This window comes from Pyrobaculum calidifontis JCM 11548, assembly GCF_000015805.1.
GTDB classification, from domain to species: Archaea; Thermoproteota; Thermoprotei; order Thermoproteales; family Thermoproteaceae; genus Pyrobaculum; species Pyrobaculum calidifontis.
In genome coordinates this window covers 876,165-902,256 of the sequence record NC_009073.1, presented here as the reverse complement: position 1 = coordinate 902,256, position 26,092 = coordinate 876,165, and the positions used below count along the sequence as shown (strand labels likewise).

35 protein-coding genes and 1 tRNA gene are annotated in these 26,092 nt (G+C 55.0%); 19 read left to right on the top strand and 17 right to left on the bottom strand.

All coding sequences use genetic code 11. The features are described from left to right. The first annotated feature begins 54 nt into the window (after window positions 1–54). From PCAL_RS05075 to PCAL_RS05060, 4 genes are read left to right on the top strand one after another with little or no spacing between them, the layout of a single operon-like run. Entirely contained in the window at window positions 55–969 is a 915-nt protein-coding gene (locus PCAL_RS05075; protein WP_193322931.1) for an AAA family ATPase, read from the top strand. Continuing rightward, on the top strand, window positions 962–2,032 hold the full coding sequence (locus PCAL_RS05070; RefSeq protein ID WP_011849636.1) for a VWA domain-containing protein: 1,071 nt from the start codon (window positions 962–964) through the stop codon (window positions 2,030–2,032). Before PCAL_RS05075 ends, PCAL_RS05070 begins: the two co-directional genes overlap by 8 nt. A gap of 30 nt (window positions 2,033–2,062) precedes the next feature. Further along, complete coding sequence (locus tag PCAL_RS05065) at window positions 2,063–3,103, top strand: DNA primase large subunit PriL (RefSeq protein WP_011849635.1); 1,041 nt, start codon at window positions 2,063–2,065, stop codon at window positions 3,101–3,103. Beyond that, window positions 3,069–3,842: an N-glycosylase/DNA lyase gene (locus PCAL_RS05060; protein WP_011849634.1), complete on the top strand. Its 774-nt coding sequence runs from the start codon at window positions 3,069–3,071 to the stop codon at window positions 3,840–3,842. The genes PCAL_RS05065 and PCAL_RS05060 overlap by 35 nt, the downstream gene beginning before the upstream one ends. On the opposite strand, the gene PCAL_RS05055 is transcribed toward PCAL_RS05060, so the two are convergent. From PCAL_RS05055 to albA, 5 genes are all read right to left on the bottom strand, one after another. Then, window positions 3,787–4,080: a hypothetical protein gene (locus PCAL_RS05055; protein ID WP_193322930.1), complete on the bottom strand. Its 294-nt coding sequence runs from the start codon at window positions 4,078–4,080 to the stop codon at window positions 3,787–3,789. The two genes, PCAL_RS05060 and PCAL_RS05055, sit on opposite strands and share 56 nt — an antisense overlap. Next, window positions 4,067–4,423: an aconitase X swivel domain-containing protein gene (locus PCAL_RS05050; protein ID WP_011849633.1), complete on the bottom strand. Its 357-nt coding sequence runs from the start codon at window positions 4,421–4,423 to the stop codon at window positions 4,067–4,069. Before PCAL_RS05050 ends, PCAL_RS05055 begins: the two co-directional genes overlap by 14 nt. Window positions 4,424–4,615: 192 nt before the next feature. Beyond that, window positions 4,616–5,737 carry an aconitase X gene (locus PCAL_RS05045; protein WP_193322928.1) on the bottom strand — a complete coding sequence of 374 codons (1,122 nt, stop codon included), beginning with the start codon at window positions 5,735–5,737 and terminating at the stop codon, window positions 4,616–4,618. Between the two features lie 19 nt (window positions 5,738–5,756). Then, entirely contained in the window at window positions 5,757–7,034 is a 1,278-nt protein-coding gene (locus PCAL_RS05040) for a UbiD family decarboxylase (protein ID WP_011849631.1), read from the bottom strand. A gap of 18 nt (window positions 7,035–7,052) precedes the next feature. Then, window positions 7,053–7,331, bottom strand: a complete 279-nt coding sequence (gene albA / locus PCAL_RS05035; RefSeq protein WP_011849630.1) for a DNA-binding protein Alba — start codon at window positions 7,329–7,331, stop codon at window positions 7,053–7,055. A 72-nt stretch (window positions 7,332–7,403) separates the two neighbouring features. Between albA and PCAL_RS05030 the strand changes: the two genes are divergently transcribed. Both PCAL_RS05030 and PCAL_RS05025 read left to right on the top strand, forming a co-directional pair. Then, window positions 7,404–8,198: a helix-turn-helix domain-containing protein gene (locus tag PCAL_RS05030; RefSeq protein WP_011849629.1), complete on the top strand. Its 795-nt coding sequence runs from the start codon at window positions 7,404–7,406 to the stop codon at window positions 8,196–8,198. Beyond that, the gene (locus PCAL_RS05025; protein WP_011849628.1) at window positions 8,195–8,692 is read left to right on the top strand and encodes a class I SAM-dependent methyltransferase; all 498 of its coding nucleotides are present in this window, start codon (window positions 8,195–8,197) and stop codon (window positions 8,690–8,692) included. Before PCAL_RS05030 ends, PCAL_RS05025 begins: the two co-directional genes overlap by 4 nt. On the opposite strand, the gene PCAL_RS05020 is transcribed toward PCAL_RS05025, so the two are convergent. The 4 genes from PCAL_RS05020 to PCAL_RS05005 all read right to left on the bottom strand — a co-directional run bounded on the left by PCAL_RS05020 (window position 8,661) and on the right by PCAL_RS05005 (window position 13,455). After that, window positions 8,661–9,674, bottom strand: a complete 1,014-nt coding sequence (locus tag PCAL_RS05020; RefSeq protein WP_011849627.1) for a phosphate signaling complex PhoU family protein — start codon at window positions 9,672–9,674, stop codon at window positions 8,661–8,663. The two genes, PCAL_RS05025 and PCAL_RS05020, sit on opposite strands and share 32 nt — an antisense overlap. A 50-nt stretch (window positions 9,675–9,724) precedes the next feature. Beyond that, complete coding sequence (locus PCAL_RS05015; RefSeq protein WP_011849626.1) at window positions 9,725–10,828, bottom strand: DNA topoisomerase IV subunit A; 1,104 nt, start codon at window positions 10,826–10,828, stop codon at window positions 9,725–9,727. 38 nt (window positions 10,829–10,866) lie between these two features. Beyond that, window positions 10,867–12,441 carry a DNA topoisomerase VI subunit B gene (locus tag PCAL_RS05010; RefSeq protein WP_193322995.1) on the bottom strand — a complete coding sequence of 525 codons (1,575 nt, stop codon included), beginning with the start codon at window positions 12,439–12,441 and terminating at the stop codon, window positions 10,867–10,869. Between the two features lie 141 nt (window positions 12,442–12,582). Beyond that, on the bottom strand, window positions 12,583–13,455 hold the full coding sequence (locus PCAL_RS05005; protein WP_011849624.1) for a thiamine-phosphate synthase family protein: 873 nt from the start codon (window positions 13,453–13,455) through the stop codon (window positions 12,583–12,585). Window positions 13,456–13,677: 222 nt separating this feature from the next. Here PCAL_RS05005 and PCAL_RS05000 point away from each other — a divergent pair, with 222 nt between their 5' ends. Continuing rightward, window positions 13,678–14,409, top strand: coding sequence for a hypothetical protein (locus PCAL_RS05000; RefSeq protein WP_226952003.1), 732 nt, complete (start codon window positions 13,678–13,680; stop codon window positions 14,407–14,409). A 20-nt stretch (window positions 14,410–14,429) separates the two neighbouring features. Here PCAL_RS05000 and PCAL_RS04995 read toward each other — a convergent pair whose 3' ends face one another. After that, on the bottom strand, window positions 14,430–14,654 hold the full coding sequence (locus PCAL_RS04995) for a hypothetical protein (protein ID WP_011849622.1): 225 nt from the start codon (window positions 14,652–14,654) through the stop codon (window positions 14,430–14,432). Between the two features lie 22 nt (window positions 14,655–14,676). Next, window positions 14,677–15,093, bottom strand: coding sequence for an RNA-binding domain-containing protein (locus tag PCAL_RS04990; RefSeq protein WP_011849621.1), 417 nt, complete (start codon window positions 15,091–15,093; stop codon window positions 14,677–14,679). A gap of 39 nt (window positions 15,094–15,132) precedes the next feature. Here PCAL_RS04990 and PCAL_RS04985 point away from each other — a divergent pair, with 39 nt between their 5' ends. Continuing rightward, window positions 15,133–15,393: a hypothetical protein gene (locus PCAL_RS04985; protein ID WP_011849620.1), complete on the top strand. Its 261-nt coding sequence runs from the start codon at window positions 15,133–15,135 to the stop codon at window positions 15,391–15,393. Here PCAL_RS04985 and psmA read toward each other — a convergent pair. Next, window positions 15,390–16,118, bottom strand: coding sequence for an archaeal proteasome endopeptidase complex subunit alpha (gene psmA / locus PCAL_RS04980; protein WP_011849619.1), 729 nt, complete (start codon window positions 16,116–16,118; stop codon window positions 15,390–15,392). The two genes, PCAL_RS04985 and psmA, sit on opposite strands and share 4 nt — an antisense overlap. 83 nt (window positions 16,119–16,201) lie before the next feature. Here psmA and PCAL_RS04975 point away from each other — a divergent pair, with 83 nt between their 5' ends. The 7 genes from PCAL_RS04975 to PCAL_RS04945 are packed head-to-tail and all read left to right on the top strand — an operon-like array spanning window position 16,202 to window position 20,744. After that, window positions 16,202–16,900 carry a ribosome assembly factor SBDS gene (locus tag PCAL_RS04975; RefSeq protein ID WP_011849618.1) on the top strand — a complete coding sequence of 233 codons (699 nt, stop codon included), beginning with the start codon at window positions 16,202–16,204 and terminating at the stop codon, window positions 16,898–16,900. Beyond that, window positions 16,900–17,607: an exosome complex RNA-binding protein Rrp4 gene (gene rrp4, locus PCAL_RS04970; RefSeq protein WP_011849617.1), complete on the top strand. Its 708-nt coding sequence runs from the start codon at window positions 16,900–16,902 to the stop codon at window positions 17,605–17,607. The genes PCAL_RS04975 and rrp4 overlap by 1 nt, the downstream gene beginning before the upstream one ends. Then, window positions 17,604–18,344: an exosome complex exonuclease Rrp41 gene (gene rrp41 / locus PCAL_RS04965; protein ID WP_011849616.1), complete on the top strand. Its 741-nt coding sequence runs from the start codon at window positions 17,604–17,606 to the stop codon at window positions 18,342–18,344. The genes rrp4 and rrp41 overlap by 4 nt, the downstream gene beginning before the upstream one ends. Beyond that, the gene (gene rrp42, locus PCAL_RS04960; RefSeq protein ID WP_011849615.1) at window positions 18,344–19,168 is read left to right on the top strand and encodes an exosome complex protein Rrp42; all 825 of its coding nucleotides are present in this window, start codon (window positions 18,344–18,346) and stop codon (window positions 19,166–19,168) included. The genes rrp41 and rrp42 overlap by 1 nt, the downstream gene beginning before the upstream one ends. 51 nt (window positions 19,169–19,219) lie before the next feature. Further along, window positions 19,220–19,597 (top strand): prefoldin subunit beta, encoded by a 378-nt coding sequence (locus tag PCAL_RS04955; RefSeq protein ID WP_011849614.1) that lies wholly within the window; start codon window positions 19,220–19,222, stop codon window positions 19,595–19,597. Further along, a complete protein-coding gene (locus PCAL_RS04950; protein ID WP_011849613.1) occupies window positions 19,597–19,869 on the top strand; it encodes a hypothetical protein in 273 nt (90 codons plus the stop codon). The genes PCAL_RS04955 and PCAL_RS04950 overlap by 1 nt, the downstream gene beginning before the upstream one ends. Further along, entirely contained in the window at window positions 19,854–20,744 is an 891-nt protein-coding gene (locus tag PCAL_RS04945; RefSeq protein ID WP_011849612.1) for a DHH family phosphoesterase, read from the top strand. Before PCAL_RS04950 ends, PCAL_RS04945 begins: the two co-directional genes overlap by 16 nt. On the opposite strand, the gene PCAL_RS04940 is transcribed toward PCAL_RS04945, so the two are convergent. After that, on the bottom strand, window positions 20,733–21,275 hold the full coding sequence (locus tag PCAL_RS04940) for a hypothetical protein (RefSeq protein WP_011849611.1): 543 nt from the start codon (window positions 21,273–21,275) through the stop codon (window positions 20,733–20,735). The genes PCAL_RS04945 and PCAL_RS04940 overlap by 12 nt on opposite strands. Window positions 21,276–21,320: 45 nt before the next feature. On the opposite strand from PCAL_RS04940, the gene PCAL_RS04935 reads away from it, so the two are divergent. Genes PCAL_RS04935 through PCAL_RS04925 form a run of 3 tightly spaced genes read left to right on the top strand, consistent with a single transcriptional unit; the run spans window position 21,321 to window position 22,723 of the window. Next, entirely contained in the window at window positions 21,321–21,482 is a 162-nt protein-coding gene (locus PCAL_RS04935) for a metal-binding protein (RefSeq protein ID WP_193322927.1), read from the top strand. A gap of 28 nt (window positions 21,483–21,510) precedes the next feature. After that, window positions 21,511–22,395 (top strand): hypothetical protein, encoded by an 885-nt coding sequence (locus tag PCAL_RS04930; protein ID WP_011849610.1) that lies wholly within the window; start codon window positions 21,511–21,513, stop codon window positions 22,393–22,395. A gap of 52 nt (window positions 22,396–22,447) precedes the next feature. After that, a complete protein-coding gene (locus PCAL_RS04925; RefSeq protein ID WP_193322926.1) occupies window positions 22,448–22,723 on the top strand; it encodes a hypothetical protein in 276 nt (91 codons plus the stop codon). Here PCAL_RS04925 and PCAL_RS04920 read toward each other — a convergent pair. Beyond that, window positions 22,720–23,838 (bottom strand): radical SAM protein, encoded by a 1,119-nt coding sequence (locus PCAL_RS04920; protein WP_193322925.1) that lies wholly within the window; start codon window positions 23,836–23,838, stop codon window positions 22,720–22,722. The genes PCAL_RS04925 and PCAL_RS04920 overlap by 4 nt on opposite strands. A 43-nt stretch (window positions 23,839–23,881) precedes the next feature. Here PCAL_RS04920 and PCAL_RS04915 point away from each other — a divergent pair, with 43 nt between their 5' ends. Then, on the top strand, window positions 23,882–24,535 hold the full coding sequence (locus PCAL_RS04915) for a KEOPS complex kinase/ATPase Bud32 (RefSeq protein ID WP_011849607.1): 654 nt from the start codon (window positions 23,882–23,884) through the stop codon (window positions 24,533–24,535). Here the strand turns inward: PCAL_RS04915 and PCAL_RS04910 are convergent. The 3 genes from PCAL_RS04910 to PCAL_RS04900 form a co-directional block, all read right to left on the bottom strand. Next, complete coding sequence (locus PCAL_RS04910; RefSeq protein WP_011849606.1) at window positions 24,513–25,277, bottom strand: tRNA (adenine-N1)-methyltransferase; 765 nt, start codon at window positions 25,275–25,277, stop codon at window positions 24,513–24,515. The genes PCAL_RS04915 and PCAL_RS04910 overlap by 23 nt on opposite strands. Before the next feature lie 28 nt (window positions 25,278–25,305). Beyond that, window positions 25,306–25,794, bottom strand: a complete 489-nt coding sequence (locus PCAL_RS04905; protein ID WP_193322923.1) for a hypothetical protein — start codon at window positions 25,792–25,794, stop codon at window positions 25,306–25,308. Between the two features lie 104 nt (window positions 25,795–25,898). Further along, window positions 25,899–25,992: transfer RNA gene (locus PCAL_RS04900), tRNA-Arg, on the bottom strand. Between the last annotated feature and the right edge of the window lie 100 nt (window positions 25,993–26,092).

The following is a 26,092-nucleotide window of genomic DNA, read 5'->3' as shown; positions in this document are numbered from 1 at the left end:
GCGTTTATAAACCTGTAGAGGGCTGAATTTTTAAACTGACTCGCCGTGCCTTACGTGCGACTTTCTGAACTTCTACAGAGGAAGCCCATCGACATGCCGAGATTAGTGAGGGAGAGAGTCAAGAAAATGGGCGTGGATGAGATAAGAAGGAGAATTGGAGGCGTGCTTAAGGGACTCGACGACGTTTTACTGGACGTGTTAAGCGGCATGATGATCGGCCGGCCCGTCGTCTTAGTGGGGCCAGTGGGCCTGGGAAAGACCACCTTGGCGGAGGCCGTCGCCGAGACTCTGGCGCTGGGCGACCCTCCGTACATTGAGGTGGCATGCCACTCCCACATGACCGCAGTTGACTTGACAGGAGATATCGACATAGCGGTGGCTCTTCAAGCCGGGCTCGACCACCCCCTCTCGTACATCCCTGGGCCGCTTGTCATGGCGCATGGCACCGTGTTAATAATGGACGAGCTCAACAGGCTGAACCCCTACGCACAGGCGGCACTGCTACAGGCAATACAAGAGCACTATGTGTACATCAGGGGGTACAGGATTAGGACGGACTTTGTCTTGATAGGCACGGCAAACCCCAGCGAGTACGAGGGTGTGTACGAGCTATCGGAGGCGTTGGCGGACAGACTTAAGTTTGTAGAAGTTAAGATGCCGGACAGGGAGCTCCTAAAGAGCATCCTTCTGTGGAAGGCGAGAGAGGCCTTGGGAGACTTAGAGGTGGACATACCCTCCAAGCTTGCCGAGATTCTGTCTAAGTTTGCCCACGAGGCGAAGAAGGCCGGGTATCCGCAGTCTGTGAGATCGCTTAGCTATGCCTTGGCCGACGCTTCGGCACTTGCGTGGGCGCAGAGGAGGGAGGTTGAGCTTAGGGACTTGAAGAGGAGCTTGGTCAACAACTTGCCCTTCGACTCCGAGACCAAGGAGGCGTTGCTAAAGATATTTGACAGAGCGGCAAATGAATGACTTAGTAGAGCTCTTAGCGGCTGTATACTCCTGCCTCGGGGGCCTCTCCATACGCAGTCTTATATACGGCATTGAGGACGTCTATGTACGGGCAGAGCTCGGCGACGTGGACTGGGAAAAAGTTCTTGAAATACTTGCACAGAATTTGGCGGGCACGCTTAAGATGAGCCCCTCTGCGGCGAAGGAGGTTATAAGAGAAGCTATAACGTGTCGCCCGAAGTTGCGCGAAGGCGCGCCCACGCTAGCCATAGGCTCGGTGGGCGACGAGAAGGCGCCTACGCTTGCCCACTTGGTTAATAGACACGTCCCAGTGGACGCCACGCCCAGGGTAAAGCTTGAGGTAGTTAGGAGGCTGGGCCTTCCTAGGGACAGAATTTTGCGCTCGTATAGCAGAGTCGTGGGTAGAGGCGAGGGGTGGCACGTGCGGGGCGCCGTGAAGTCTCTGCGAGGCTATATACCCGGCACGCCTTTCGCCGATGTAGATCTGATAAGGACGGCCACGGCTTTTAGAAGAAAGCTCGTCATGAATATGCCGATTTCCGACTTCGACATATTCGTAAGGGAGTATTCAAGGACGGCGGATAAGCCGGTGTACATAGCGCTTGACGTCTCGGGGAGCATGAAGGAGTACATGTGGGGCGACGTGAAGCTTAGAGTCGCCAAGAACGCCGTGGCGAGGTACTTGCGTCAGATGGCAAGTCTCAGAGGCCGCGTCTCGTTGTTGCTCTTCAACGTCGACGCCGACTTTATGTGGACTCCCTACGAGGTTCATAAGTATCTTAGGGAGATGCTCGAAATTCTCGAGTACGTATACGCCGGGGGCGGCACCGAGCTTGCGTCTGCCCTAGAGGTGCTCTACAGCTACGGCGTTAGAGAGGCGGTGTTGATAACTGATGGGAGAACCGCCGACGTTGAAAAAACTTGGAGTCTCGTGAAAAAGTTCAAGAGACTCCACGCCGTGGCGGTTGAGAAAAGCGACTTGTTGAAACAGATTGCGAAAGCCACAGGCGGGAAATACCAAGAGCTTAGCCCCAAGTTAGACATGTCGGTAATACATGACTAGAGCTTTTAAAGCCGTAGCGGGGTAAGAGACGTGTCTTGCGATATTTCTGCCGACGTATTTGCCTGCTACTTCCCCTTTTTAAACAGGTCTGCGTCTTATTTGGCCAAAAGGGGGTACGTATTAGAGAGCGTGCTTGACGACAGAGATATGGTGGAAAAAGCCATTGAGCGCGTGAGGAGGGCTGTGGCCCGCGAGAGTTTTAACGCCAAGTCGTGTTTAGACAGACCAGAGGAGGGTGCCGTGGTGGCCAGGCTGGCCCTGTACCTAGCCGCCGCGACTGGGAGTAGCCACATACTGCGTAGATTTGCCGACTACGAGAGCAAAAATTTCGCAAGTCTCTTAGACAAAATCCCTGGCGTTCAAAGCCCGGGGTGCAAAATTGAGATTGGAAAAGACTTAGGCATCTACGCCAAGCCGTCGCAAGAGGTTATGTCAGGCATAGCCGTGGTACAATTCCCCATAGCCGTTAGATGGTCGACATATCTAAAGTATGCGCCACAGGATCCCCATTGGGCAATGATAAACCGAGTTGTAGTCAGGGGGTGGGTGCTCTTGCCCATGGCAGACTACCATAGGCTACTAGAGGAGGCGTATGAGGAGCGGATATTAAAGACGGTAGACGAAAACGAGCTGGCCGTGGGCAAAGTCGCCATGAAGGTCGATATGTCAAAACTCGAGGACCTCGTCAAGAAGTACTCCTACAAGCCGCTTCCGCAGGCCCCCGTCGCCGGAGGCCCAGATCCCCCCTGTATGAAGGCCATACTAGACGCGTTAAAGGCCGGGGAAAATCTGCCACACACGGCGCGGTTTGCCATAACGACGTATTTACTCAAGAGGGGGTGGGACGTGGAACAGATAGTCGACTTATTCCGGAACGCGCCAGACTTCAACGAGAAGATTACGCGATACCAGGTCCAACACATAGCTGGCAAAGTTGGGGGTAGGAAGGAGTACGCCGTGCCCAGTTGCGAAACCATGAACTCCTGGGGCCTATGCCCCACAAACCTTGGGTGTAATGTCCGCAATCCTCTCCAGTATGGCAAAAGAGTCGCCGTTAAGAAGAGTAGTTGAGGCCTTAGGCACGCTGGGACTAGACGCAATTCTAGAGCTTGAGAAGAGAGATCCGCAGTACATAGCCGTGTGTAGAGTGTGGGAGGCGCAGGGGGAGGAGGTCTGCGCCTCTCTTTCGATGTTGAACGCGTTGGTGAGCTACAGGCTGTCGGGCAAAGGTGAGGAGCATTGGCAGTTTTTTGGCGACTATTTCTCTAGGCAAAGAGTGACAGACGTTTGTACACAGTTCCTCGCCTACTTACGCGCCAGTCCGTTTCTTAAAATCGGAAGAGAGGCTAGGGAGAGGCGGGTGAGAAAAGTCTGTGGATATAGGCCAAACTTGGAAAATCTGCTGGAGACGTGGAGGCGCATGTCCGCGCTGTTGGACGTTGATCCTGGGCAAAAGACCGTGGTCTTCGCGGTGAAGATCTTGAACTATGTCTATAGGTGTAGTAGGGGCGTGGAGAGGGTGTTGCCGATGGAGATCCCGTTGCCAGTTGACTATAGAGTTGCCCACTTGACGTGGTGCGCCGGCCTCATAGATGTGCCTCCCGACGTCGCAATGAGGCAGTATAAGGCCGTTCAAGCGGTTTGGAACACAGTGGCGGAGGTGAGCGGAATACCGCCGCTTCACATAGACACGGTGCTGTGGCTGGCTGGCAGAATTCTCCACGGAGAAAATATACACAACATACCGCTGAAAATCATTGACGCCTTGCTGTGGCGAGAAGACTGTAAGCGGATTTCAAGACCTCGTTGAGAGTCTTAGATGGCTTAAACGGCTTGAGTAAGACCACATAGGCGCCCTCAATTTTCACATAGCCGCCCTCCACAAGTCTCTTTAACACGGCCTGTGCGACGTCGCTCCCCAGCCAAAACTCGGCCAGCCTGTAGGTCTTCCAATACTTCACCTTGACTCTGTTGCCTCTACGTAGCGCGAGCTCCTCCAACATGTGCAAGGCAAGGGACGCCAGTAGGTTTCTATCAGCACTTGACATACTCCCCACTTTCTAGGTCCAATTCTACACAGCCTTCTTCCATGACGCCTTGGAAAAGCGGCACGTTTGCGAGAACGCAAGCGGTCACCAACATGAGGTCCGGCTTCTCTGCCACCACGGCCAGGGGAATCTTGCCCCGCCTTGAGGCACTCCACATGAGGTAGGGCCCCACAGTGGAGCCCTTCACGTACGGCAGCGCCACAATTTTTCCAACTACATCGACGCCGAGGAGTCTGCCAGTCTCTGGGTCAAAATCGCCTAGGAGAGAGACCGGCTGCGTTATTTTGACAACCTCGGCCCTAACCACTCGCTTTACACCACTGGCCCTAACGACCGGTTTCACGCTAGCCACAAAACGTAGTGAAGCCCCCATATTTATCTCTCTTCCACTTAGAAGACGGCCCACGAGCAGGTTCTGCGAGGGCGCCGCCGTAGCAGTGCGAGGCCTCAAAGACTGGGACTCTGCCCCACGCGGATGTAACGGCATGCTGGCAAGTGGTCTAAAACGCTAGGGCTGGGAGGGGGCAGAACAAGCTTAGCCATACGCCAAGTCTATGCACCTCTCACGTCTACACGGAACTACTTTCACGCCGTGGAGCCTGGGTATGTAGTACGCCGCTTTGAAGGAGTCCGTGGCTATGGAGCTGAAGCGCCGCGTATGTGGCGAGACCACGAGGCAAGACCCGGCGAATATCTTTACGTTTAGCTCAGCGGCCTTTTCCACAAGTTTGCCCAACTGCTTAAGTGTCGAAGGCGAAGTAGATATGTAGATAGGCCTCTTGGCGGCCCCCCTTTTTGACACCTCGCCTAGAACCCACAGCACCGTGTCTACATCTGCAAAGGGGCAACCTATGTATACCGCGTCAACGTCGCCGGCCTCCTTTATGTACGCGTTCACGTCCTCCTCCGAAATGACAACCTTGTCCGTCGGGTCCCACATTTCTCTATACTCCCGCCAATTTGGCGTCACGCCCTCCACCACCGCGAAAACAATGGCTGAATACGTCGACAGCGCCGCCACAAACTCTCTACGGCTCTCCTCATCTTTAAACACAGCACCTCTCACATACGGCACCCCTGTGCCCACTTTTTCGCCAATTAACGCCCCCACAACGCCTGCCTCAAGAGAACCTAGGGGGCCGACCTTAACTTCCACAAGGGCAGTGGGACGCCTGCCCTCGAGCGTGTACAAAGGCGTACGAGGGACAAAGCCCGCAATTGCCCCGAGGAGGGCTAGTGGGCCTGGGTTTTTATCAGACCAAGCGTCTCTAAACGTATTTATGTAGGCGGCGGCGCTTGACTCAGCCCAGGCGTGGAAAGTGCGTTGACGTGTTAGCACAAATTCATAAGGCACACAGCTGTAAAACGTGCTAACGCCCATCGTCCTAAGCGCCTTGTTTATCCTCTCTTGGCCCCGTGCAATCTTTTCGTCGACGGAGAGGGCGCCGCCTATGTCCACGGCGGAGGGGTTAGACGTGGTAAACACAGAAACCCTTGCCCCCAGAGACGCCAAATGCTCCAAAAACTGTGTACCGTACTCGCCGATTGTTATATAAGAGACGCCGGAAATATGCGCCGTCTCTATTGGGACAACCTCCCCGCCAGATACGGCGTCGGCAATTTTGTAGACAAGCTCTTTCACATAGTCGAGTCCCACGGTGGGCAGTACAGCTCTGTTAAAAATCTTCTGGAATCCTAGCCCTCTCGAAAAGCGCAGGGTCTGCGTCTAAAGGCCTAGTAGCATCTATGCCAATCTTATGGGTAAGCCCCTCCTCGTTGAGGGCAACTGGGTCAAGAGTCGACCCCCTCACATAGGGGATTATGAAAAGGCCCCGGTCGGCCCTTAGCCTCGTGGCAATGGCCCACTCCACCGCCACTGGGTCGTCTGGGTCCACGTCGCTGTCTACTGCAATAGCAATTTTTAAACTGGGGTGAGCGGCGAAGGCTGCCAAAATGGCGTTTTTAGCATCCCCTTCCACAGACTTATCCAGCGAAATTACGGCGACTAGCCAGCCAAACCCTCCCCTGGTCAACCTGACCTTCCTCACGCCGGGCACTGCCGACTTTGCCAACTTCCAGATCTTAGCCTCTTTCTCAAACCCCATAAGCATTATGTGTTCTAAGCCAGCGGGGAGCAGGTAATGCACATATGCCTCCTCCCGCAGAACGTAAATCCTCTCAACTTTGACTACGGGCTGTTTCCTCACTCTGTCGTAGACCCCCACTATGTCGACAAAGGGCCCCTCTGTCGCCAACTCCGCCGTTAAGTACCCCTCGATAACTACGGAGGCCATAAAGGGCGCCACTGCTCCGTTGTCCATCGCCATAATCTTAAGCCCGCCCATAAGCTTGGCGGCTACGTCTAGTTCAAACACGCCGTAGGGGGGAGAGGTGGCGGCGGCGAGTAGGACGAGGGGGTGGACTCCCCACGCCAACGCTATTGGAGTCTCTCTGCCGTAGCGCAAGTTGGTTTTGTAGATTTGGTATAGGTGACGTGGGACAAGCCTCACCACGGCCCTTCTATCTCCCAGCGGCGAAAACCTGTGTATAGATGCGTTCATGACGCCTTGGGGCCCTACGCCTATTACAACTCCCGAAGTTATATACGGCGTAGCCTCTTTTTCGTAGTAGCGTACCATGGGCAATTTGCGCAGAGAGTCCACTTCTCTGTACATGTCGCGCCAGGTGGAAACCAACTCCGCTCTACCCGGGTTCTCCACAGCGGATAGGAGCTTTGTATACGCCTCCTCGTCGCTAGATACGCCTAAGAACGCGAAAAGCTTCGCCCTAGTGTCCACGAGATTTCCCACCCCAGTAAACCCATCTCCCACGCCTCTGAATACGGGCGTCTTCCTCCCCTCAGTAGCCTTCAATATTCTAGCAATGGTGAACTCGCCGTAGGGCGGGTCGAAATATTCGACGTCGAGAGAACTTACGACGTCCCGGAGGTGCATTAAAGGTGGGAAAAAATCTTAGGCCATTTCGAGCACTATCTCAACGGCCGCGACCGTGCGCTCTCTGCCGCCTTGGCCTTGCACCTTGTCGCTGAGCAACTTTACATCTCTTATCTGGACTTTGCCTGGCAGGAACCTATCTCTAACCATCACGGCTGTTGACACAGCCTTGGATATCGCGGCGCCTCTGGCCTTTAGCACTACTCTTTTAATTCCGGCGTTGAACGCCATCACTGTAGCTATTACGTAGTTTGTCGTGGGTTTCTTGCCCACTAGTATTGTCTGTTCTGTCGCCATGTCTACCGCACAACAGGTGGGGTTTATAACAATTGCGCCCTCAGCAATATTAAGCCGTGTAGTTGAACCTCCGTGGAGCGCGTAATACGTGGCGTTTTGACGGGCAGAAGGCGGGACATAATACTCTTGCTACATAGAGAGGGCCCTCTCACGCTGTCGAAACTCCGCAATGCTTTGAAAATCTCCTCGTCCACGCTTTTGTACGAGCTGTCAGCCCTAGAATCGCTCGGCGTGGTTAAAAGAGAAGACGTGGTGGTATACCTAACAGAGCTGGGGGAAAGAGTTGCCTCCATAGTCTCCACCATAGAGCCATTGAAATCGCTGAACTTCCTTTCTCTACTAGGCTTACGCCCGCTAGTAGTCTGGTTTCTGTTTTCGCCATACGCCCCCGTAGCCGCCGCCGCTTTTCTGCTCTCGTGGATTGCGGCGTTGAGCTTCGGCGCGTTGCAAGACCCCCCTCTTGCGCTTCTCGGAATAGCCTACGTGGGATACTACCTCCCCCTCTCTGTAAAACTAGAAATGCAACACGCGTTGGCCGTTTCGATCCTCTCCGTGGCTTTAATACATGTGGCGGGCTACCTCGCATCAAAAAGGAGACTAAGGCCTCTAAACATCGTGGTCGGAGTACTGCCCTTGGCCATTTACCCCACGGTCCATATGACGCTAGTGCAAGTGGCACACGCCACAGGCATTGCGTATGTAATCTCCTTCTCGCAAATTCTCCTCTTCGTTTCTCTGCTCCTCACGGCCACAGTTTTTGCAGCTGTGTACTCGCTGGAAAGCGGGGCGCCTTATGAGAGCTCTCTGGCGTACTCGCTTCTCCTCTTCTTCGTGGCGCCGGCACTCGTATACCTGTTCCCGAGATGATTTACAAACCTGCTGAAGACACAGAGCTGGCTCTAAGGGCCATAGAGGCGCTGGAGGGGGACGTCTGTGTAGACGTGGGCTCGGGCTCTTGTATAATTGCGAGAAAATTGGCGACTAGGTGCCGCTGGACACTCGCAATAGATATAGAACCTCAAGCCTGTAAGACCTGCCCAAAAGAGGTTGACGTAATCTGCGGCAGTGGACCAACCTCCCTGAGGAGGGCTGACGTGGTGGTGTCAAATCTGCCATATCTGCCCCCCGAGGAGCCGCTTGACCCGTCAATACACGACCTTGGATTAACGCAACAAGTTTTACGATGGATATCCATGTATAGGCCGAGGACTGTGGTACTAGTCTTCAGCTCCCTGGGCAGGGCGACCCACATCACAGAGGCGCTTAACGCCATGTGCACTATAGTTAGAGTAGAGAAGTTACACCTCTTTTTTGAATCTATTTACGCAGTTACTGCGGCTTGTGGACAACCTCGCCGATGACTATTGCCCTATCTTTGAGACGTATTCTTCCCAGAGATTCAAAAATGTCGGCTACATACTCGCCTATTCTAACAGCGCTTTCTTTGGCAATAGATGTGGCCGGATCAGGCGGCGTCTCCTCCCGCCTCACCTTTTGACTCCACCCAAGTATCTCGCTCTGCAGTTCCGCGATTCTCTGCGGAGGAGTGTCTCCGAGTATGGAGTTCTCCACTTGCGCGAGAAAGTCGGACACAGTCTTGAGCAGCGGCATTATTATCCGCGTGTTCACCTTCTCCTCCTGGCTAACGTAGGCAATTCTACAGACGTGGTCCGCCATCCTCTCTATCGACTTTGCGATTATTACGTACTCAACCAAGTCCCGTGGGTCGTCCACCTTCAGCTCCAGCATTACGTGGCGCGACATGGCGGCGCGTTTAAGCTGGCGCTCCATAAGCCAGTACAGCCTATCCACTTCATCGTCCCTCTCAATGATGTCCCTAAGCATGTTTACATCATCTCTCTCAAGCCCTGCCATTAAATCCTTCAACATGTTGCCCACGAGCCTGAGCATCTTAGCTGCGACATCCACCACTGCAAGCTCTGTGGCGGAGATCATAGACTGGACGATGAGCCTATCGCTGGCTTCTTCCACAATCTCCATATCTACAACCCTCCTCCTAATGAAGTCCTTAATCTGCTTACGCAACCCCATCGCCTCTTGAGAGAACTTAATCACAATAGTCTCGGCACCCCCTATGTAGAGCGCCATAAATATTCTCTCAATCTCCTCCACAGAAGTCGGCCTATTTATAGCAAGCTCGGCCGCCACGCCCGCGCGTCTCCCCAGCTTTCTAGGGATGATCACCAGCGTGTCGTCTGGCTGCGTGACCACGAGCACCTCATCCCCAGGCGATAGCGAGATGCGTTTTGCCCACTCCTTAGGAAGACTAACAATGAGGGTAGCCCCGCCAGTTAACTGGACCTTCCGAACCTCGCCTCGCATAGATCTAAATAGACAACATAAATAAATATATTACGACTAAAGAAAGGCAGCTAATCGATGAATTTGCCCCCTCTTATCTTGTCGCGTAAATAGTCGTGGAGAAACTTGAGGCCATGCGTAGAGAGAGCCTCTATCTCCACCTTCTTTTTCTTTTTCAGGAATAGGTTTATCTCCTTAGTCCACTCCGGCTTCTGGAACCAGGGATAGCGTAGAAGCTCCTGCGCCCTTTTTACGTCGCGGTCATTAGCCGCTATTACATAGTTATCGGATATTTTGTAAGCGTCAATGTCTGTGGCAGTCAAGCCCAAGAACTTAGCCTCGGGAGTTGCCAAGCGCTCACTTTCGTAGCTCAGCTTAATAGAGCCCGACTTATACACAGAGTATATATACCACCCATAGGGGTCGCCGTCTGTCAATACGTAGACGGGAAGCTTGTACTCCTCGTTGAGGCGCCTTATGAAGCGCCTCGTCGCCCTGTCGGGCATGCCCTTGGCAGTTACCAAGATGCAGTTCTCCTGGCTCCAAAACTTTTCTCTCACCAGGCGCTGGAAAATTGCGTCTTTCTCCACGACGAGTACGTAGGCGGCCTCCACTTTTACAATCTCTAACGCGTCGACGTTCACTGGGAGGCTCAGCGCTGTTTCGCCAAATTTGCTTGCATCAAGCTCATAGCCCTGAGACCTAACTATGATAGGCCCTACGATCTTCCCCTTAACATCCGCCGAGACCCCCATCTCCTCTCTCAACACATTAGTCGCGACTTCGATGTCCTCAATCACCGCGTTAGACTCGTCCTGCTCATCCCACGTATTCTCCCTATGAGTCCTCCCCAACGGGTCCTTGTATACTATCGTGTGCTTGCCGTTGTAGTACAAGTCTCTTATCGTGGGATACACGTCCTCCCTAATGGCCTCAACTATTAGGCGCAACATGAGCACAGTCTGCATAAAGCGCCTCGCCTCTTTCAAGTCTAGAAACCGCCTGTGTATCTTCTCGTTGCCCAGCCTCAAAATCTTCGCCTTCTCGTCCCAGATAGTGTTGCTCAAAGTCCTCGCCGGAATCTCCATGACGGGCTCCTTCAGCTCAAGCACGGCTTTAGCCAACTCAGCTCCCCAGCTCTCAAGCCGCTTTAAGAACTGCGACCTATCGCCCACGCACCGTTGAGAGAGGCGGTAAAAATAGTTTTACCCCACTACTGTGGGGCGGCCAACTCCTCCGCTTGAGCAGTCACAGCAGTGGCGTGCTTAATCACGTCCTCTACCGTCACGCCAAGCTTCTTCTCGATCAGCTTATACAAACTGTCGACGAGGCGCCCCTTATCTACGCCCGTTATAATGGAGAAATTGTGCGCCACCTCGTCCACGTACTTGGCGAGCGAGATGTATTTGTTTAAGAGCTCCTGCTCCCTCTCCTTCCTCGACAAGTACAACCTAAGCTTCTTTGCGGCGTCCCTCAGCGCTAGACGCATCTCTTTCTCAATCTCCGGGACCTCCGCAATTGCCTCCTTACCAGCCGAGGCGTATGGAATCTTTGTAGAACAAACGTGTATTATAACTGCGAGAGGCGCCGGGAATTTAACCTTGTAATTATCCCAGTGGAATTCGTCCACCACTTTCCTAGCCACGTCTGCGCCTTCGTCGTAGAGGAGGGGAATCTTGTTGGCATACCTCAACAAGATCGGCTTATCCGAAGGCGGTATTTGGCCGCCCCAAGCAACCGCCGCCTCGACAATGAAGGGGTGGCCGCCGTAGGACTCAGGCCTCCTAGTAACCGCGAAGACGGCCTCTGCGCCTAAGATCGCCTTGGCGCCTATCTCCAACAGCTCTGCGCCCACGGGAGACAGCCAATCTGCGCGAGGCCTCCTCCAGCCCTCGTACTGCTTCATCTTTTCCACAAGTCTCACGAGCTCCTCCGGCGTCAGCCCAGCCACCTTCGCGTTTGGGTTAAACCCAGCCCACTCCAAGAAGGCTTTTGCAGTGCCCTCCCCCACGGCGTCGAAGTTCTCCGTTAGAAACTCAAGGAGGGTCATCCCCCTGCTGGCTTGAATCATCTGCTTCAAGGTATCCACATCGACGCTTTTCGGATGGGGAAGGCCCTCCTTGGGGGCCGGGGGAAGCTTCGTCGTTCTCCTCTTAAGCCAAAGCTCTAAGTCAGGCCCCTTGAACACTATCTCCGCGTAGGGGGCAATTATGGCCGTCCTCTTAATGTACTCCTCAATCCTCTTCTTCGCCCCCAGCCAATTGCCCTCGAGGTACACCTTAACCGCAGTTCCGTGCCACTTCTGCCTATTCGGATACTCCCTCCTATCCAGGATTATTGGACTATTCTTATTCGTGTCTATCATTATCTGATACTCGTATATCTTATCAGACTTCACCGTAGCCGATCTGACATAGACAGGCTTATTCGTAGTGCTTTGGGCATACAACACCACCATCTTAAGGCCAAGCCCAAACACGCCCCTATGTTGCTTAATCCTATACTTGCTACTGTAGAAGACGCGGCCGAAGACGTTTGGAATCTCATCCCCAGGTATGCCTATCCCGTTATCCTCGGCGTAGACGGACACCCAGCTCTTCTGCTCATCCTCAATCTTCACCCGCAGATACACCGTTGGAAGTATGCCGTAGGTCTCGGTGGCGTCTAGCGAGTTCTCAGTAAGCTCTCTGATAGTCTGATAGAGCGCCCTAGTCGGGTTGTGAAAGCCTGCCAGCTCTTTGTTACGCCTAAACCACTCAGCTACAGGTAGTGCCTCATAGGTGTACAGCGACACGGCGATAGATACTCCATAGGTTAAAAGATTTTACAACTGAAAACCCCGCCCCGTATGGCTAGAGAGTGCCAGAACCAAAAGCCACTTAAGGAGCAGAAGGCCGAATTGCTCGTCTGAGGGGCATGACGCGTGCGATTAGCTAAGACACTTGGCAACTTCTAGTATCTTGCTCGCAACGTCCACCGCGTCTGTGCCAAAGACGTATGCGTTGGGTTCAATGCCTCTGCCGCCTGTGTCGTATACCACGTCGTATATTCCACTTTTAAACGCCGCTTTGATGTTCTCTACGATTTCGTCCTCGCTGTTGCTGGGCCCCACCTCGGCGACGGCCATCGTCTTTGCGACGCAGTCTTTGGCCACATATGCGATATTTGCCGCCGCCCTCACTTCGCCATGTATTGCGTTGATTTCTTCCACAAGCCGGCCTAAAAACCGCGATGCGCCGGGTCGAGGCCTCTCTCTGGCCACTAGGCGTGTCCCCTCTACGAATATCCTGCCTGGAAATCCTACGCTTCCCTCTGGGCCGAGCTCCACTATGTTCATCAAGACCTTAGGCACCAGTTTGTGGCAGTTGCCGCAGTTTTGCAGTATTGCCAAGGCGGTCTCCACCCGCTTGACGGCTTCTGTGTGCACGCTTATGTCTTTACAAATGTCGCAGGTCGGGGAGAGTGGGTACATAGATCTGTGGAGGTGGCATAGGCGTAGCGATGAGAGAAGCGACAGGGCGTAGTTGTCTATATAGCGGAGGACCTCCTCGGCGGGGGAGGACTCGGCCAACGCCGCCGCCGATCTGACAAGGCTTTGGAGCTGGCGCCTGTCTACGACTCGCATGAGCTTCTCCTCGTACTGCGCCCTCGGCGTCTTTAGATACGCGCTAACGGCGGGCTGAGAGATTCCTAGTAGTTGGCCAATTCGGCTCTGGGAGAAGCCTCTCTCGGCTAATTCGTGGGCTAGCACTCCCTTCAGCGGTGTGACAAATACCTCTACTATGAACTCGATGGGTAGCACGGTCTACATTTATAACATATTTATGAAGTTACGCCGATGGTGGAGTATGTAGAAGTCGAAATTGGGGGGAAAAGAGCCTCGGCACATTTGACAAATATAACATTTATAGTGGGGACTGGCAAAACAACATTTTTGGAAATACTATGTAAAATAATTAGTAGTATTGGTAAAAACATTCCAAAAATAAGTAGAGATGTGAATGTGTTTATACAGGCGGGAGATGTGAGTTACGGCCTCTCCCTAGATGGAAAGCGCGTTAGACAGACTATAAGCGTTGGGGGGGAGGAGGTCGTGTTTGAGTGGGTCCCGTCTAAGTCTATACACAGGCTAATTAAGCCAATCGACGTGTCTATAGCCAGCGCAGACGTCATTATGCCCACCATACGAACTCAGGAACATGTGTCTATAGTCGCCGAGGAGGACTTAGAACGGTTAAACAACCTCATACTAACTGCTAGGCGGCGGCTTGCATTAGACGCGTTGTACATAGGCCCCTACGTGGATCCCCGTTCCGCCGTAGATGCCTCAAAGCTGTCAACGAAGCTGGACCGGCATGGGAGAAACTTGGCCCAAGTCTTGTCTTACCTCGCCCTCCACAAGCCCAACTCCTTCGACGCGGTTAAGACACACGTCAAAAAGCTCGGCCTCTCGCTTGCCGTGGGATTGGCAAAGCCTGGCAAAATCGGCGCCGTGCTCTACGGTAAAAGCGGCAAGATACCCCTCTCCAAGGCCCCGTGCTCAATAAAGATGTTCCTGACGCTGGCCACAGCATTGGAGCTCGCGCCAGACATCTTATTCGTCGAAAACTTTGACTACTGCCTCACGCCCAAGACCGCCGAGGCCTTAACTCCGCTACTTAGGCAGAAAAAGACCAAGGTCGTGGCAGAGATCCACAGAGAGGAGGTAGCCGAGTGGATAAGGGCGGACAAATCGACTATAGTTGTAGATCTCTAGAGTATACGTATACGATACGTTTACACTACCAATGCCTTAAGCTCCTTTATCAATTCTACCACCGATTTCAATTCCTCTATTTCTCGAGCCGCCAATCTCTCGGCCTCCTCCAATATCTCTATGGAGGGTCCCCCGACCTCAAACTCGTAGGCGATGTAGTTCACAATGGCCCTCGACCCCAAGCCCTCTAGTCTTTGCAAAAAGTCTCTTAGCCTCTTAGCCGCGTCTTCAGGTAGACGCTCCATGGGGCGTTGGTCGCGTCTATTTTTAACGCTTCTCCTGAGCCCTCAGAGATTCTAAGAACTGCCTCAAGTCGGGCACAAGGAGGGTCCTCGCCCTTACCTCTAGGTGAATTACATCGTCGCCGTGCGACACTCTTAAGACGCCCCTATAGGCGCGCTGTTTGTCAAACTTGGCGTAGAGTCTCCCCTCGTCGATGCCTGAGAGCAGGAGTTGAAACTCGACGTCGTCTAGCCTAGACAGCAGAGACTTCAAGGCGTCTAACGCCTCGCAGTCTTCCAACTTCACCTCAACTATGTGTATCGGGTTGCCGTGGTGCCCCTGTACGCTTTTGACGACTGGCCTGCCGCGTGCCACAGACTCCAGTGCTTTTAACACGCTTTCCATGCTCTCGGTGGCGTGTACATAGGCCCTAGCGTAGAGAAGCGAAATGGGGCAGTTCACAGAGAAAAGTATATCAAATATTTCTAGCTTTACCCACGCGTGAGTGTCTACGTGGTTCAAAGCGGCGGCGCAGTGATAGAGTGCCACATGGAGTATGTAAGAGGGGGCGAAATCGTCTGCACCACGTCGGGCACATCCCCAGAGTGTTTAAGAAAGGCTGTTCAAAAGGTCTCCAGCCCAGAATTCGTCAAAGTGGACGAGGCCGCCGCCAAGTTCTACATATCCACTGCGCTTTTCGAAAGGGGGAGGACTCCTGGGGAGGTGATTAAGGAGCTTGCCGTGCTGCTCCGCCTATGCTAGGCCTTCTTAAGGCCGAGCTTGTTTATTAATTCGGTCACCTCCTCCGGCGTCATCTTCTTTACTCTCTTCTCCTCCACTGTGGCGTAAGCCACTTCCACGTTTGTGCCGTCGCTTATCTCCACTGCGGTGGCCAGAGCCCTAACTGCGAGCTCTACACAGCCGCCGATGTCTAAGTCGTGTTTGTAGTTCTTCTCTAGAAACTCCATTATTGTGCTAGAATCGGCGCCTATTGCCGTGGCGTAGTAGCCGATATATACGCCAGATGGGTCTGTTTGAAATAGGCGTGCGCCCCGCCCGTCGATGCCCGCTATTAGCAGAGCCACTCCAAACGGCCTCGCGCCGCCGAACTGTGTATATTGTTGCTTAAGGTTACACACCGCCTTCGTCAAATACTCGACGTCTATGGGCTCGTCGTAGATAAATCTGTGGCTCAGCGCCACATCTCTTGCGTAGTCTATCAATATTCTTGCGTCTGCCAGAAGCCCAGACGGCGATATTGCCACATGCTCGTCCACTAGGTATATTTTCTCAAGCGACGTGGGGTCGAACAAGGCTGAGATCTTCCTCTTCTCTGCCGCCAACACCACGCCGCCTTTGCACTTGACGCCCACGGTGGGCCACCCCCGCTTCACTGCCTCGCCGGCGTATTCCACTTGGTATATCTTGCCCTCAGGTGAGAATATCGTTATTGCCCTATCATAGCCTGCCATGGCTGGCGGAAACATGGGAGTGCCATATTATAGCTTTAAATATGTTGTAGGTAGCCGCCGCGCGGCAAGGATATAAACCTACTGCTTGACACCACCCGATGACAAAGAAAGTGGCCGTGGCCAAGCTGGACAGGCAGGGAGAGCACTTTGAAATCCTCATAGACCCCGACGCGGCTCTGGAGCTGAAAATGGGGAAGCCCCTGGGGATAGACAAAGTCCTCATACACGAGGAGGTGTACAAGGACGCGAAGAAGGGCCTACGCGCCTCTGAACAAGCCTTGAAGAAGGTGTTTGGAACTACCGACGTGAGGAAGATAGCGGAGATAATCATAAAGGAGGGGGAAATCCCCCTCACGGCTGAGCAGAGGAGGCGGCTTATTGAGGACAAGAGGCGCCAGATAGTGGAGTGGATCTCCCGCAACTGTATAGACGTTAGGACAAAGACGCCAGTTCCTCCCCAGAGGGTGGAAAACGCATTAGAACAGGCGCGGGTGTCCATAGACCCCTTTAAGCCTGCCGAGGAGCAGGTGCAGGAGATACTGAAGGAGCTACAGAGAATTTTGCCCATAAAGGTGGCCACGGCGCGCATGTCTCTTTCGGTGTCGTCTACCTACGCCCAGAAGGTGAAAGGCCTAGTGGCCAAGATGGCGAAAATTGTAAACGAGCGCTACAAGTCAGACGGGTCTTGGGAAGCCGTGGTGGAGCTACCGGCGGGGTTGCAAGACGTGTTGATATCTAAGGTAAACGACGTGACTCACGGCGACGTTGACATCAAAATACTTGAAATAGTGTACTAATGTACTACGTAACCCCCCGCCAGTTGATCTTCCCAGGGGACCTAGTGGCCACGGCAGATAGCAGAGTGGAGGGGCCTGTATATGTGGACAATGGAAAGATTAGAAGCGCCGTGGTGGGCCTCGTGGAGTTCAGAGAAGACGTCGTTGTGATAGTCCCGCTAGATGGAGTCTACAAGCCCAAAAAAGGCGACTTAGTAATCGGCTACGTAACAGACGTATTAGCCACGGGCTGGGAGGTGGACGTCCGAACCTTTATGCCGGCCTACCTCCCAGTAAGCGAGGCTCTCCACAAACACGTGGACTTAGAAACTACGCCTCTCACAACCTTCTTAAACATCGGAGACGTAATTGTGGCCAAGGTAAAAGACGTCGATTTAACAGACGAGTACCCCGTGGTGTTGACTCTAAAAGAGGAGAGAGTGGGCAAAGTGGAAAGCGGCACAGTGGTGGAGATAGCCCCGGTGAAAGTGCCCCGCGTCGTCGGGAAAAAGGGCAGCATGTTGGCGGTGCTTGCCGAGGTGGGGTGCGACATAGTGGTAGGCCAAAACGGGCGCATCTGGGTCAAGTGCAAAAGCCCAAGAGACGAGGTATTTTTAACAAGTCTCATAAAGAAGATAGAGGCAGAAAGCCACGTCATGGGGCTAACTGACAGAGTAAAGGCGGAGGTGGAAAATTATAAGAAGATGAGACAACAAGCGCAGGCATGAAGAAGCCCCCAGTGCCTTTACTCCAAAACGGGCTCCGCGCCGACGGCAGAGCGCCTGACCAAATGAGGGAGGTCCAGATACAGGTTGGCACAGTTTCAAACGCCGACGGATCAGCCGTGGTGTCCTACGGCGCCACCACGGCGGTTGCGGCCGTGTATGGGCCGAGGGAGATGCACCCGCGACACTTATCTCTCCCAGACCGCGGAGTCATGAGAGTGCGCTACCACATGGCGCCATTTAGCACAAAGGACGAGAGAAAGAGCCCAACGCCCTCGCGGCGCGAGATAGAGATCTCCAAGGTTTTAAGAGAGGCGCTAGAGCCAGCCGTCATGTTGGAGCAGTACCCCCGCTCCAGAATCGACGTGTTCATCGAAATTCTACAAGCAGATGGGTCAACCCGAGTGGCCTCCCTCACCGCGGCCTCACTGGCGTTGGCAGACGCGGGGATATACATGAGAGACCTAGTGGTGGGCGTCTCAGTGGGTCTCGTCGACGGCACAGTGGTGCTCGACTTAAACGGCCTCGAGGACAACTACGGCGAGGGCGACATGCCAGTGGGCTACATGCCGAACTTAAGGCGGTTCACGTTGCTCCAGCTAGACGGGGCGTGGACTCGGGAGAAGTTCCTAGAGGCACTCGGCTTGGCGGTGAAAGGCGCGGAGTACGTCTACCAAGTGGCAAGAGAGGCGCTTAAAAACAAGTACATGGCCATAGCGGAGGAGATATACGGGAGATAATGGCATCGATATCTCCGTACGGAAAACGCTTTATCTCCTACCTAAGGCGGGAACAGATAAGAAGACTCATTGCGTCGAAGGCCAGGATAGACGGCAGAGAAGTAGACCAAGTGAGGCCCGTCGAGGTGAAGACCGGAGTCGTAAAAACCGCCGATGGGTCCGCAGAGGTAAAACTCGGCAAGACGCACGTGGTGGCAGGCGTCAAAATAGGCCTCGGCCAGCCGTTCCCCGATGCGCCAGACGAAGGCGTGCTGGTAGTAAACGCAGAAGTTCTCCCCCATGCTTCGCCTTACACAGAGGTGGGGCCGCCCGACGAATTCGCCATAGAACTCGCCAGAGTAGTAGACCGCGGCCTTAGACACTGCGGCTACGTCGACTTTAAGAAGCTATCCGTGGAGGGGGGAAAGGCCTACGTGCTATGGGTAGACCTCTACGTCATCAACGACGACGGCAACCTCGTCGACGCCGCCAACCTAGCCGCGGTGGCCGCGTTAAAGAACGCCGCCCTCCCCGCCGTGGTAAAAGACGAGACAGGCGCCGTGAAGCTAGACCGGAACAGCAGAACCCCCATGCCGCTGGACTTAGAAAAGGCGCCGATAGCGGTGTCCGTAGGAAAAATAGCAAACGTACTATTTCTAGACCCCATATTCGAGGAAGAGCTATCTCTAGACGGCCGCATCACCTACACCTTCGCCCAGGAGAGAATAGTCGCCATACAAAAGACCCTAGGCTCATTTACACAACAAGAGCTTGAAGCCGCCCTAGACCTAGCCTGGAGAGGCAGAGAAAGCTACTTGGCGTCGCTCAAGGAGGTGCTACAATAGGCGGCTGCCGCGTTTAGGTAAGCTTTATATAGACAGATAGTACGACTCCCCATGGCTCAAGTACCACCCTCGTTGCAAGACCTTGCCAATCGCTACAATCAAGCCCAAGCCCAGCTTCAGAGCGTACTGCTGAGAAAGCAGCAGTACGAGGCAGAGCTGAGGGAAGTGGACAAGGCCATAAGCGAAATTGAGAAATTGCCGCAAGACGCCAAGATTTTCAAGAGCGTCGGCAACTTCCTCGTCCAACAGAGCAGAGACGCGGCGCTTCAGGAGCTGAAGGATAGGAAGGAGTTGCTCGAACTGCACGTGAAGACGTTGGCCAAGCAGGAGTCGATGCTCAGAGAACAGTTAGAGAAATTGAAGGAGGAGTTGAACAAGGAGCTGGCAAAGCTCAGAGGCGGCCAGGAGGCGGCTAAGGGCGGCGGGTAGTGGAAGTATCCACGTTCATCTCCTCCGAGGTTGAGAAATTTTTGGAGAAGAAGCTGGGCGACGCGCTTAAGTACGCAATAGTCGCCGTATCTTTTACGGACAAGGGTGTCGACGTTGAGGTGGAGGTAGACGCCAGCGTGTTAGTGGACGACGCGTATCTACAGAGGGTGGTGGACGAGGCCGCTGAGCTGGGCATATGTCTCGCAGACGCCGTTAGAGAGAAGGGGTGGCCGCTGGCACGGGAAGACGTAGACAGATGTTGGAAACGCTGAGGGAGTTGCTGGCCGGGGCTAGGAGGGCCGCCGTTGTGACACATAGGAGAGCTGACGCAGACGCCTTGGCGTGCGCCGAGGTGCTAAAGCTGGTCTTGGAGAGGCTGGGCGTGGAGGTAGTTGCCGTGGTTTGCCCAGAGGGATCTCTCCTCGGCGGATGCTCCGAGGATTTGCCCAGAGACGTGGACGTGTATGTGCTCGCCGACGTGGCCTCCCTAAGCCAAGTGCCGCCCCTCCCCGGGAGAGCCATTAGAGTAGACCACCACTACGCGGGAGACGACGTCCCCGGCGTCGTTGTAAATAGGCCGAGTTGTACCGAGGTTGCGCTGACCTTGGCGGAGGAAGCCGGCGTAGAGATTCCGCCAGATGTGGCAAAGTTGGCCGTGCTCGGAATTTATGCTGACACAGGCGGGCTGAAGAGGGCTGACGCGGGGACTCTCCGCGCCTTGTCTAAGCTCCTTGAAAGACTCGGCGCACCTCTCGGCGACATTGTAAAAGAGGGGGGCGAGGCGTGGAACACGTCTAAGACCATGGCGTTTTTAAAGGGGTTTCGACGTCTTGAGGTCTACAGCTCGTCGGTTGGCCTCATCTGCGCAACTCACGTGGGCGCCTATGAGTCCGACGTGGCGTCGCTACTCGTGTCAGTGGGCTGTAGAGTGGCCGTGGTGGCATCCAGGAAGGAAGACGGCGTCCACGTCGTCTTTAGGTCGAGGGACTTCGACGTCGCCTCTATAGCGAGGCGGATTGGGCAAGGCGGGGGACACAGAGAGGCCGCCGTGGCTGTGTTAAAGCGGAGAGTCTCCAAGTCTGAGCTCCCCTCAATCCTAAGAGCTGTGGTTAAGGAGATAGCTCCAGACGCCAAGCTAGTCGAGTAGTTCGACTCTCCTCGCCCTAAAACCGCAAGCTCTACACCCGTATATGCTCTCCACTGCCCTCCCCCGGTACTTTCTTGAGAAAAACCGCTCTTGCCTATACAAGCGCAGAACGTCTCTGCCGCATTGAGGACACGGCGTGTCGGTCTCAACTCCGTCGCCGAGCTTATGCGGCTTTTCCACAAAGGCCCTCCCCAAGACGTCCTCAAGCCCCACCTCTATGTCCACGGAGCTCAGCCCAAGCAACTTCACGTCGAATTTAAGGCCGTACCACCTATAGGCTCTCTCAAGCATGGCGTTGACGTAGTCCACGACAACGTACGGCCTGTAAGACACCACCACTAAGACGTCCACCGAGTCTAGAGAGAGCCACTTCCTGAGCTCTTCCACGTCTCCGAAGTGGGGGAACTCCTCCTGGGGACACCAGAACTCTATCTTCAGCCGGCCAGCGGTCGCCAAGACTAACTCCCTCCCGCGGGCCTCGGCCTTTATATTCCGCTCTTTCAACAGCTCTGCCACAGCGTTGCACTCCACGGCGCTGGAAACGAAGAGATTTTAAAACTGTGAGAAAGGGCGGCTATGCGTTGCATCTTCTACCGCCACACAGCCGACGGCCCTCGCTGCGTATTGATGCCCCCAGAGGAGTGGAAGACGAGGAGGGGGCAGTTGGAGAAGTTCTGCACAAACGGGGGGAACGGCTGCCCCGTTCTTGCGAGAGTGCTTTCCCTCAAAAGACGCTAGGTATATAAACACGTCGCTGTAACACCTCATGCTGTGTATATCGCTGGGGGAGTGTATAGAGAGCATAAGGCCGAAGTATGTAATTGCCATCTCGTCGCCTCTAGGAGGGCTTGGGCTTCTAGAGCTTGCGCGCGGCGTAAAAGTGGTGGCCTCCACCTCAGGCCCCGTGTTCAATAAGCTGGCTGTGCTAGAGGCCGTGGACAACTACAGCGCAGATGTCCGCTACGCCCCACGTCTACACACAGCAGTGTACAAACTAGTAGGAGAGCGCACATGCTACGCCGCGGGTCCCCCGCTTGTGAAATCCACAGTGGCCGGCCACTCCACAGCCATCGCCGTCTACACATGCGGCGAGATAGAGGACAAGGGGATATTCGGCGTTGGCAAACCCATTGAGCTATATACCTCCGACGTGTTAGGCGGGGGGTCCGACGGCCGCGACTACGACGTGGTTGTCCGCCTCAGGTCGCTCAAGGTGGAGGGAAGCGACGAGGAGGAGGTGGCAGACAGGATCATCAGAAGCGGCGTTGTAAAAGGCGAGGACTTAGACGCCGTGGCCGACCAAATATGGCGCCTCGTCTCTAGGTGGAGAAACAGGTCAGTGGTGTTGTTTAAAGACCCAACGACGAAGCTGGGCATCACCATACCCCTGATATACTACGCCGTGAAGGTAGCCGCCACAGGACAAGACTGCGGTGGAAAATGCATAAAGACAACTACAAAGCTCTTGGAACGCGCCCTAAGAATGGTGCCACAGAGCAAAGTCCACGAAGAATGGGCCACAGCGCTGAGAGAACCCCAGATGAGGAGACAAATAGAGGAAAGCCCCTACATACCTGCCCTACTGCTCCTCACCGGCAAAGTAGACGTAGAAGTAGAAGGCGGCGTGAAGCTGTACAAACTGAGGGGCTAACCGCTGCGTACGTAGGGAACGGCCTATACGTGCCTAAAAACGCCTAGGACATGTGGAAAATGGGGAAAAGATGTTGAGAGAGTGCGGCTTGGCGGTGAGACGCGCATCTGGCGAGCCGTTAAAAAACGTAGGCGTGGCGGCGCTGAGCCGCAGGTTGGTTGAGTGCTTGTATCTCGACGACGAGAGGTTGGGCGCACTGTTCGTTATACTCTGCACGTCGCTAGGGCTTTCATGCGACCCCTGTTGCGGCCTCGCCAGTGCGGCCGCGGAGAGGCTTCTAGACGTGGCTGAGTGTCTGCCGTATGGTCTCGACGTGACGTGGATCTAGCGGGTTACCTCTCTCCACGCCAAGCCGAGGGCGTCTGCGTACTTGTAGGCTTCCTCCATCTCCTCCTCGGAGACGCGCCTCCTAATCTCCTTGTACTTGTCCAACTTTGGCACAAGGTACTCAGGCCTGTACTGGTCCATTATGTTGACAAGGGCGTGGCGGCAGTTCTCGGCAAGCCACTTGAGGACAGGCTTTGTACAACACTCCACGTGGCCAGGGAGGACCAAGTGGCGTACAATTATGTCCTCCCCCCTCCTGCATATAACTGAGAAGTTGCGCGTGACGACCTCCCAATACCTAGGCGCCACTGAGTACCGCAAAGCGCAGGCGTTGTTCCCATACTTGAAGTCGGGAAGCCAGATATCAATTACGTGGAGGATGAGGGAGAGCCCCTCGGGGGTTAGGTACATGTTTGAGTTCCAGAGCTGTGGCACATTGACGCCGCGGCGGGCCAAAATCTTGAGCGACTTCAATATCCAGGGTATATTAGGAGTGGGCTCGCCGCCGACCCAGTTGATGTTCCTCGCCCCCTCCTCCCTGAGGCGGATCTGCATCGCCGCGAGGGCCTCAGCCGTAACCTCGACGCCTGCCTCGGGGTCCTGCGATATGTCCCAGTTCTGGCAGTAAACGCATCTGAAATTGCACCCGGCGAAGAAGATCGTGCCAGAGGGCACCAGCGGTGCCTCTTCGCCCAAGTGGTGGAAAAACGACGCAACTCTGGCCCTGGCGTCCAAGAGACACGCCCCCCTCCCCCTAGTTCTATCGACGCCGCACCTTCGTTCGCACAACATACACCTCCTCAACTGCCTCTCAGCAAGCTCAATCTTCACATCCAAAAACGAGGCCTCTGGGAGCCCCCTAGAGGCAAGGGAGAAGTCCGGCCTCGCCCTCTGCTCAGCCCACGCCTCGTCAAAGACGCGGCCCAGCTCCTCGTGCAACTTCCACAGCTCCCCGTCGCCCATTGCCGCAAAGTCACGGGGGGCCTCAACCCTAGCCGCAATGTGGTATTTGGCTGGCGCAATGTTCCGCATAACGGCGTAGTACCACCTAAGCCTCTCCCTCACCACAGGCTCCTCCCACACCAAAACTGCGTCAGGACGATAAAGACGCCACACACTCCCTATGTGCACATTTTTAAAAGTCTGTCGCCGCCACGCCGTGGAAGGCTCGCTGTTGGCCAAGGGGGCAGAGGCAGAGCTGTACCTAGTGGAGTGGTTCGGCCTAAGGGCCGTCTTAAAGTGGCGTAAGCCAAAGGCCTATAGACACCCCGCCCTCGACTACCAAATAAGGCGCAGGCGCACGATAAACGAGGTGCGCAACATGTACATAGCCCACTCGCTAGGCGTAAAAGTGCCGGCAGTCTACTTCTTCGACCCCGAGAAGGCGGCAATCGTGATGGAGTACGTGGAGGGCGCCAACTTGAGAGACCTCTTGGCACAAGGCGCCTACGACCTCTTAAGAGACGTGGGGAGGCTAGTCGGCGTAATGCACAAGGCCGGCTTAATCCACGGCGACCTGGCGCCGACGAATATAATACGCGCGGGGGACAGCCTCTACTTCATAGACTTCGGCCTAGGCGAAGTGAGGAAGGGCTGGTCCAAGCGCACCGCCGTGTTCATGGCAAGAGACATCAACGTCTTGTTTAGAACGCTGGACCTCTACGGCGACAGAGCCGAGGAAATGAAGCGCCTCTTCTGGGATGGCTACGGAGAGGAGATGGGGGAAAGGGCGGCCGCGGTAGAGCGGGAGTTGACAAAGATACGCGCCGCCGGACGCTACGCAGAGCGTGTCAGCAGTTCCTCGCGGCGATAATCCACCCCGTGTGCACCACGCCGAAAGTCTCCGGTCTTACCTCGCCCAGCGTCGGCTTCCACCTCCTCGCCAAGACCTCCTCCACAGACACTTCGCAGAACCCTGCCTCCTCCACAGCTGCGAGGCTCTTCACCAAGTGTTCCACCGTGGTGGAAAAGATCGCCAACGCGCCGCCCGGCTTCAGCGCCTCCTTGGCGTAGGGGACAGCCGCCCAGGGGTCGCCCATGTCTAAAACCACGGCGTCTAACCCCGCGAGCCCAAAGCCAGAGGCAGAGACGTCCCTAAGTTGCAGTTCCACATACGGGTCAAGCCCCACGCTCCTTATATTATCCACAGCCACCCTCAAGTGGTCAAGCCTCCTCTCAAAGCTGTAGACGACCCCCCACGGGCGGACGTACCACGCCAACACAGCCGTCAAAAAGCCAGAGCCAGTCCCCGCCTCAGCCACCCTAGACCCAGGGCCAACCCCAGCCACTCTCACAATGTGCACCGCGTCCTTCGGGTAAATGGCTTGCGCCTTACGCTTGAAGCGGTGCTCAATTACGTCGAAAATCGTCGCAGGAAGAGCCATAAACCTAACGCCGAGAGAAGAGGACAAGACAGAGCCGTAAGGCGCCCCCACCAACGCGTCCAGGTCCAAAAAGCCCCTAATAGTCTGCACAACACCCCCGCCGACTTTAGCCACAGTCCTGTACCCGCCCCCCACCTCCAAGAGAAGCGCCCAGTCCCCCCTCTTAAACACAGCGCCACCAGAGGCCCCACTTAAAAAGCTAAAACCTAGCCACCACGTACCACCGCGAGAAGTACCGTAGGACTCTCTCCAGCTCGGGCCCTCTGCCAAAAGCCGCCGCCCGATAGGCAGCCAAGAGGAGGTCCCCCTCCTCAAAGCCCCCGGCAGACGACGCCACGGCCAGCGGCACGACCACGTCGGGCAGAGCCTTATACAACGGCTCATCCCCCCTGCTCCGGAGCGCCATGCAGAGCTTGTACAACTCGGGCATAACCCCCTCCAACAACTCACAGCGGGGAACGCCGCCCAGGCGCACGCCAAGCACCGAGTTAAGCGCCACATCGGCATTGTCGCCGCCCACCCTCAGCGCCAAAAGAGACAAAAACTCAGGCTCCACAACCCGCGAGACACGCCGCCGCAGGAGGCTGTGAGGAGGCACTATACGTGTATCCACCAAAGCCATGTAAGCGAACTCCGCCGCCAGCCGCCACAGAGTCAACCTAACCCTCTCCTCCAAAAGAGAAAACACGAGACAGGAAAATGTGCCACATAAATAGGCCGTACACACTTCAAACACAGTAAACGCCAATGTCACCGTCTACCGTCAGATGCAAGGACACAAGTAAAGACAAGTGGCGGGCCCGGTGGGATTCGTAGGCGGCTTTGCCTGAACCCACGACCTACGGCTTAGGAGGCCGCCGCTCTATCCTGACTGAGCTACGGGCCCCATCGGTCTCTAAACGTGTGTTTAAAAGTTTAGCGCCGTTGCTAGACGTGGCAGGCCTATGGCTCGCGCCGCGTCAAGCCTAACGGCTCTAAATCGATGT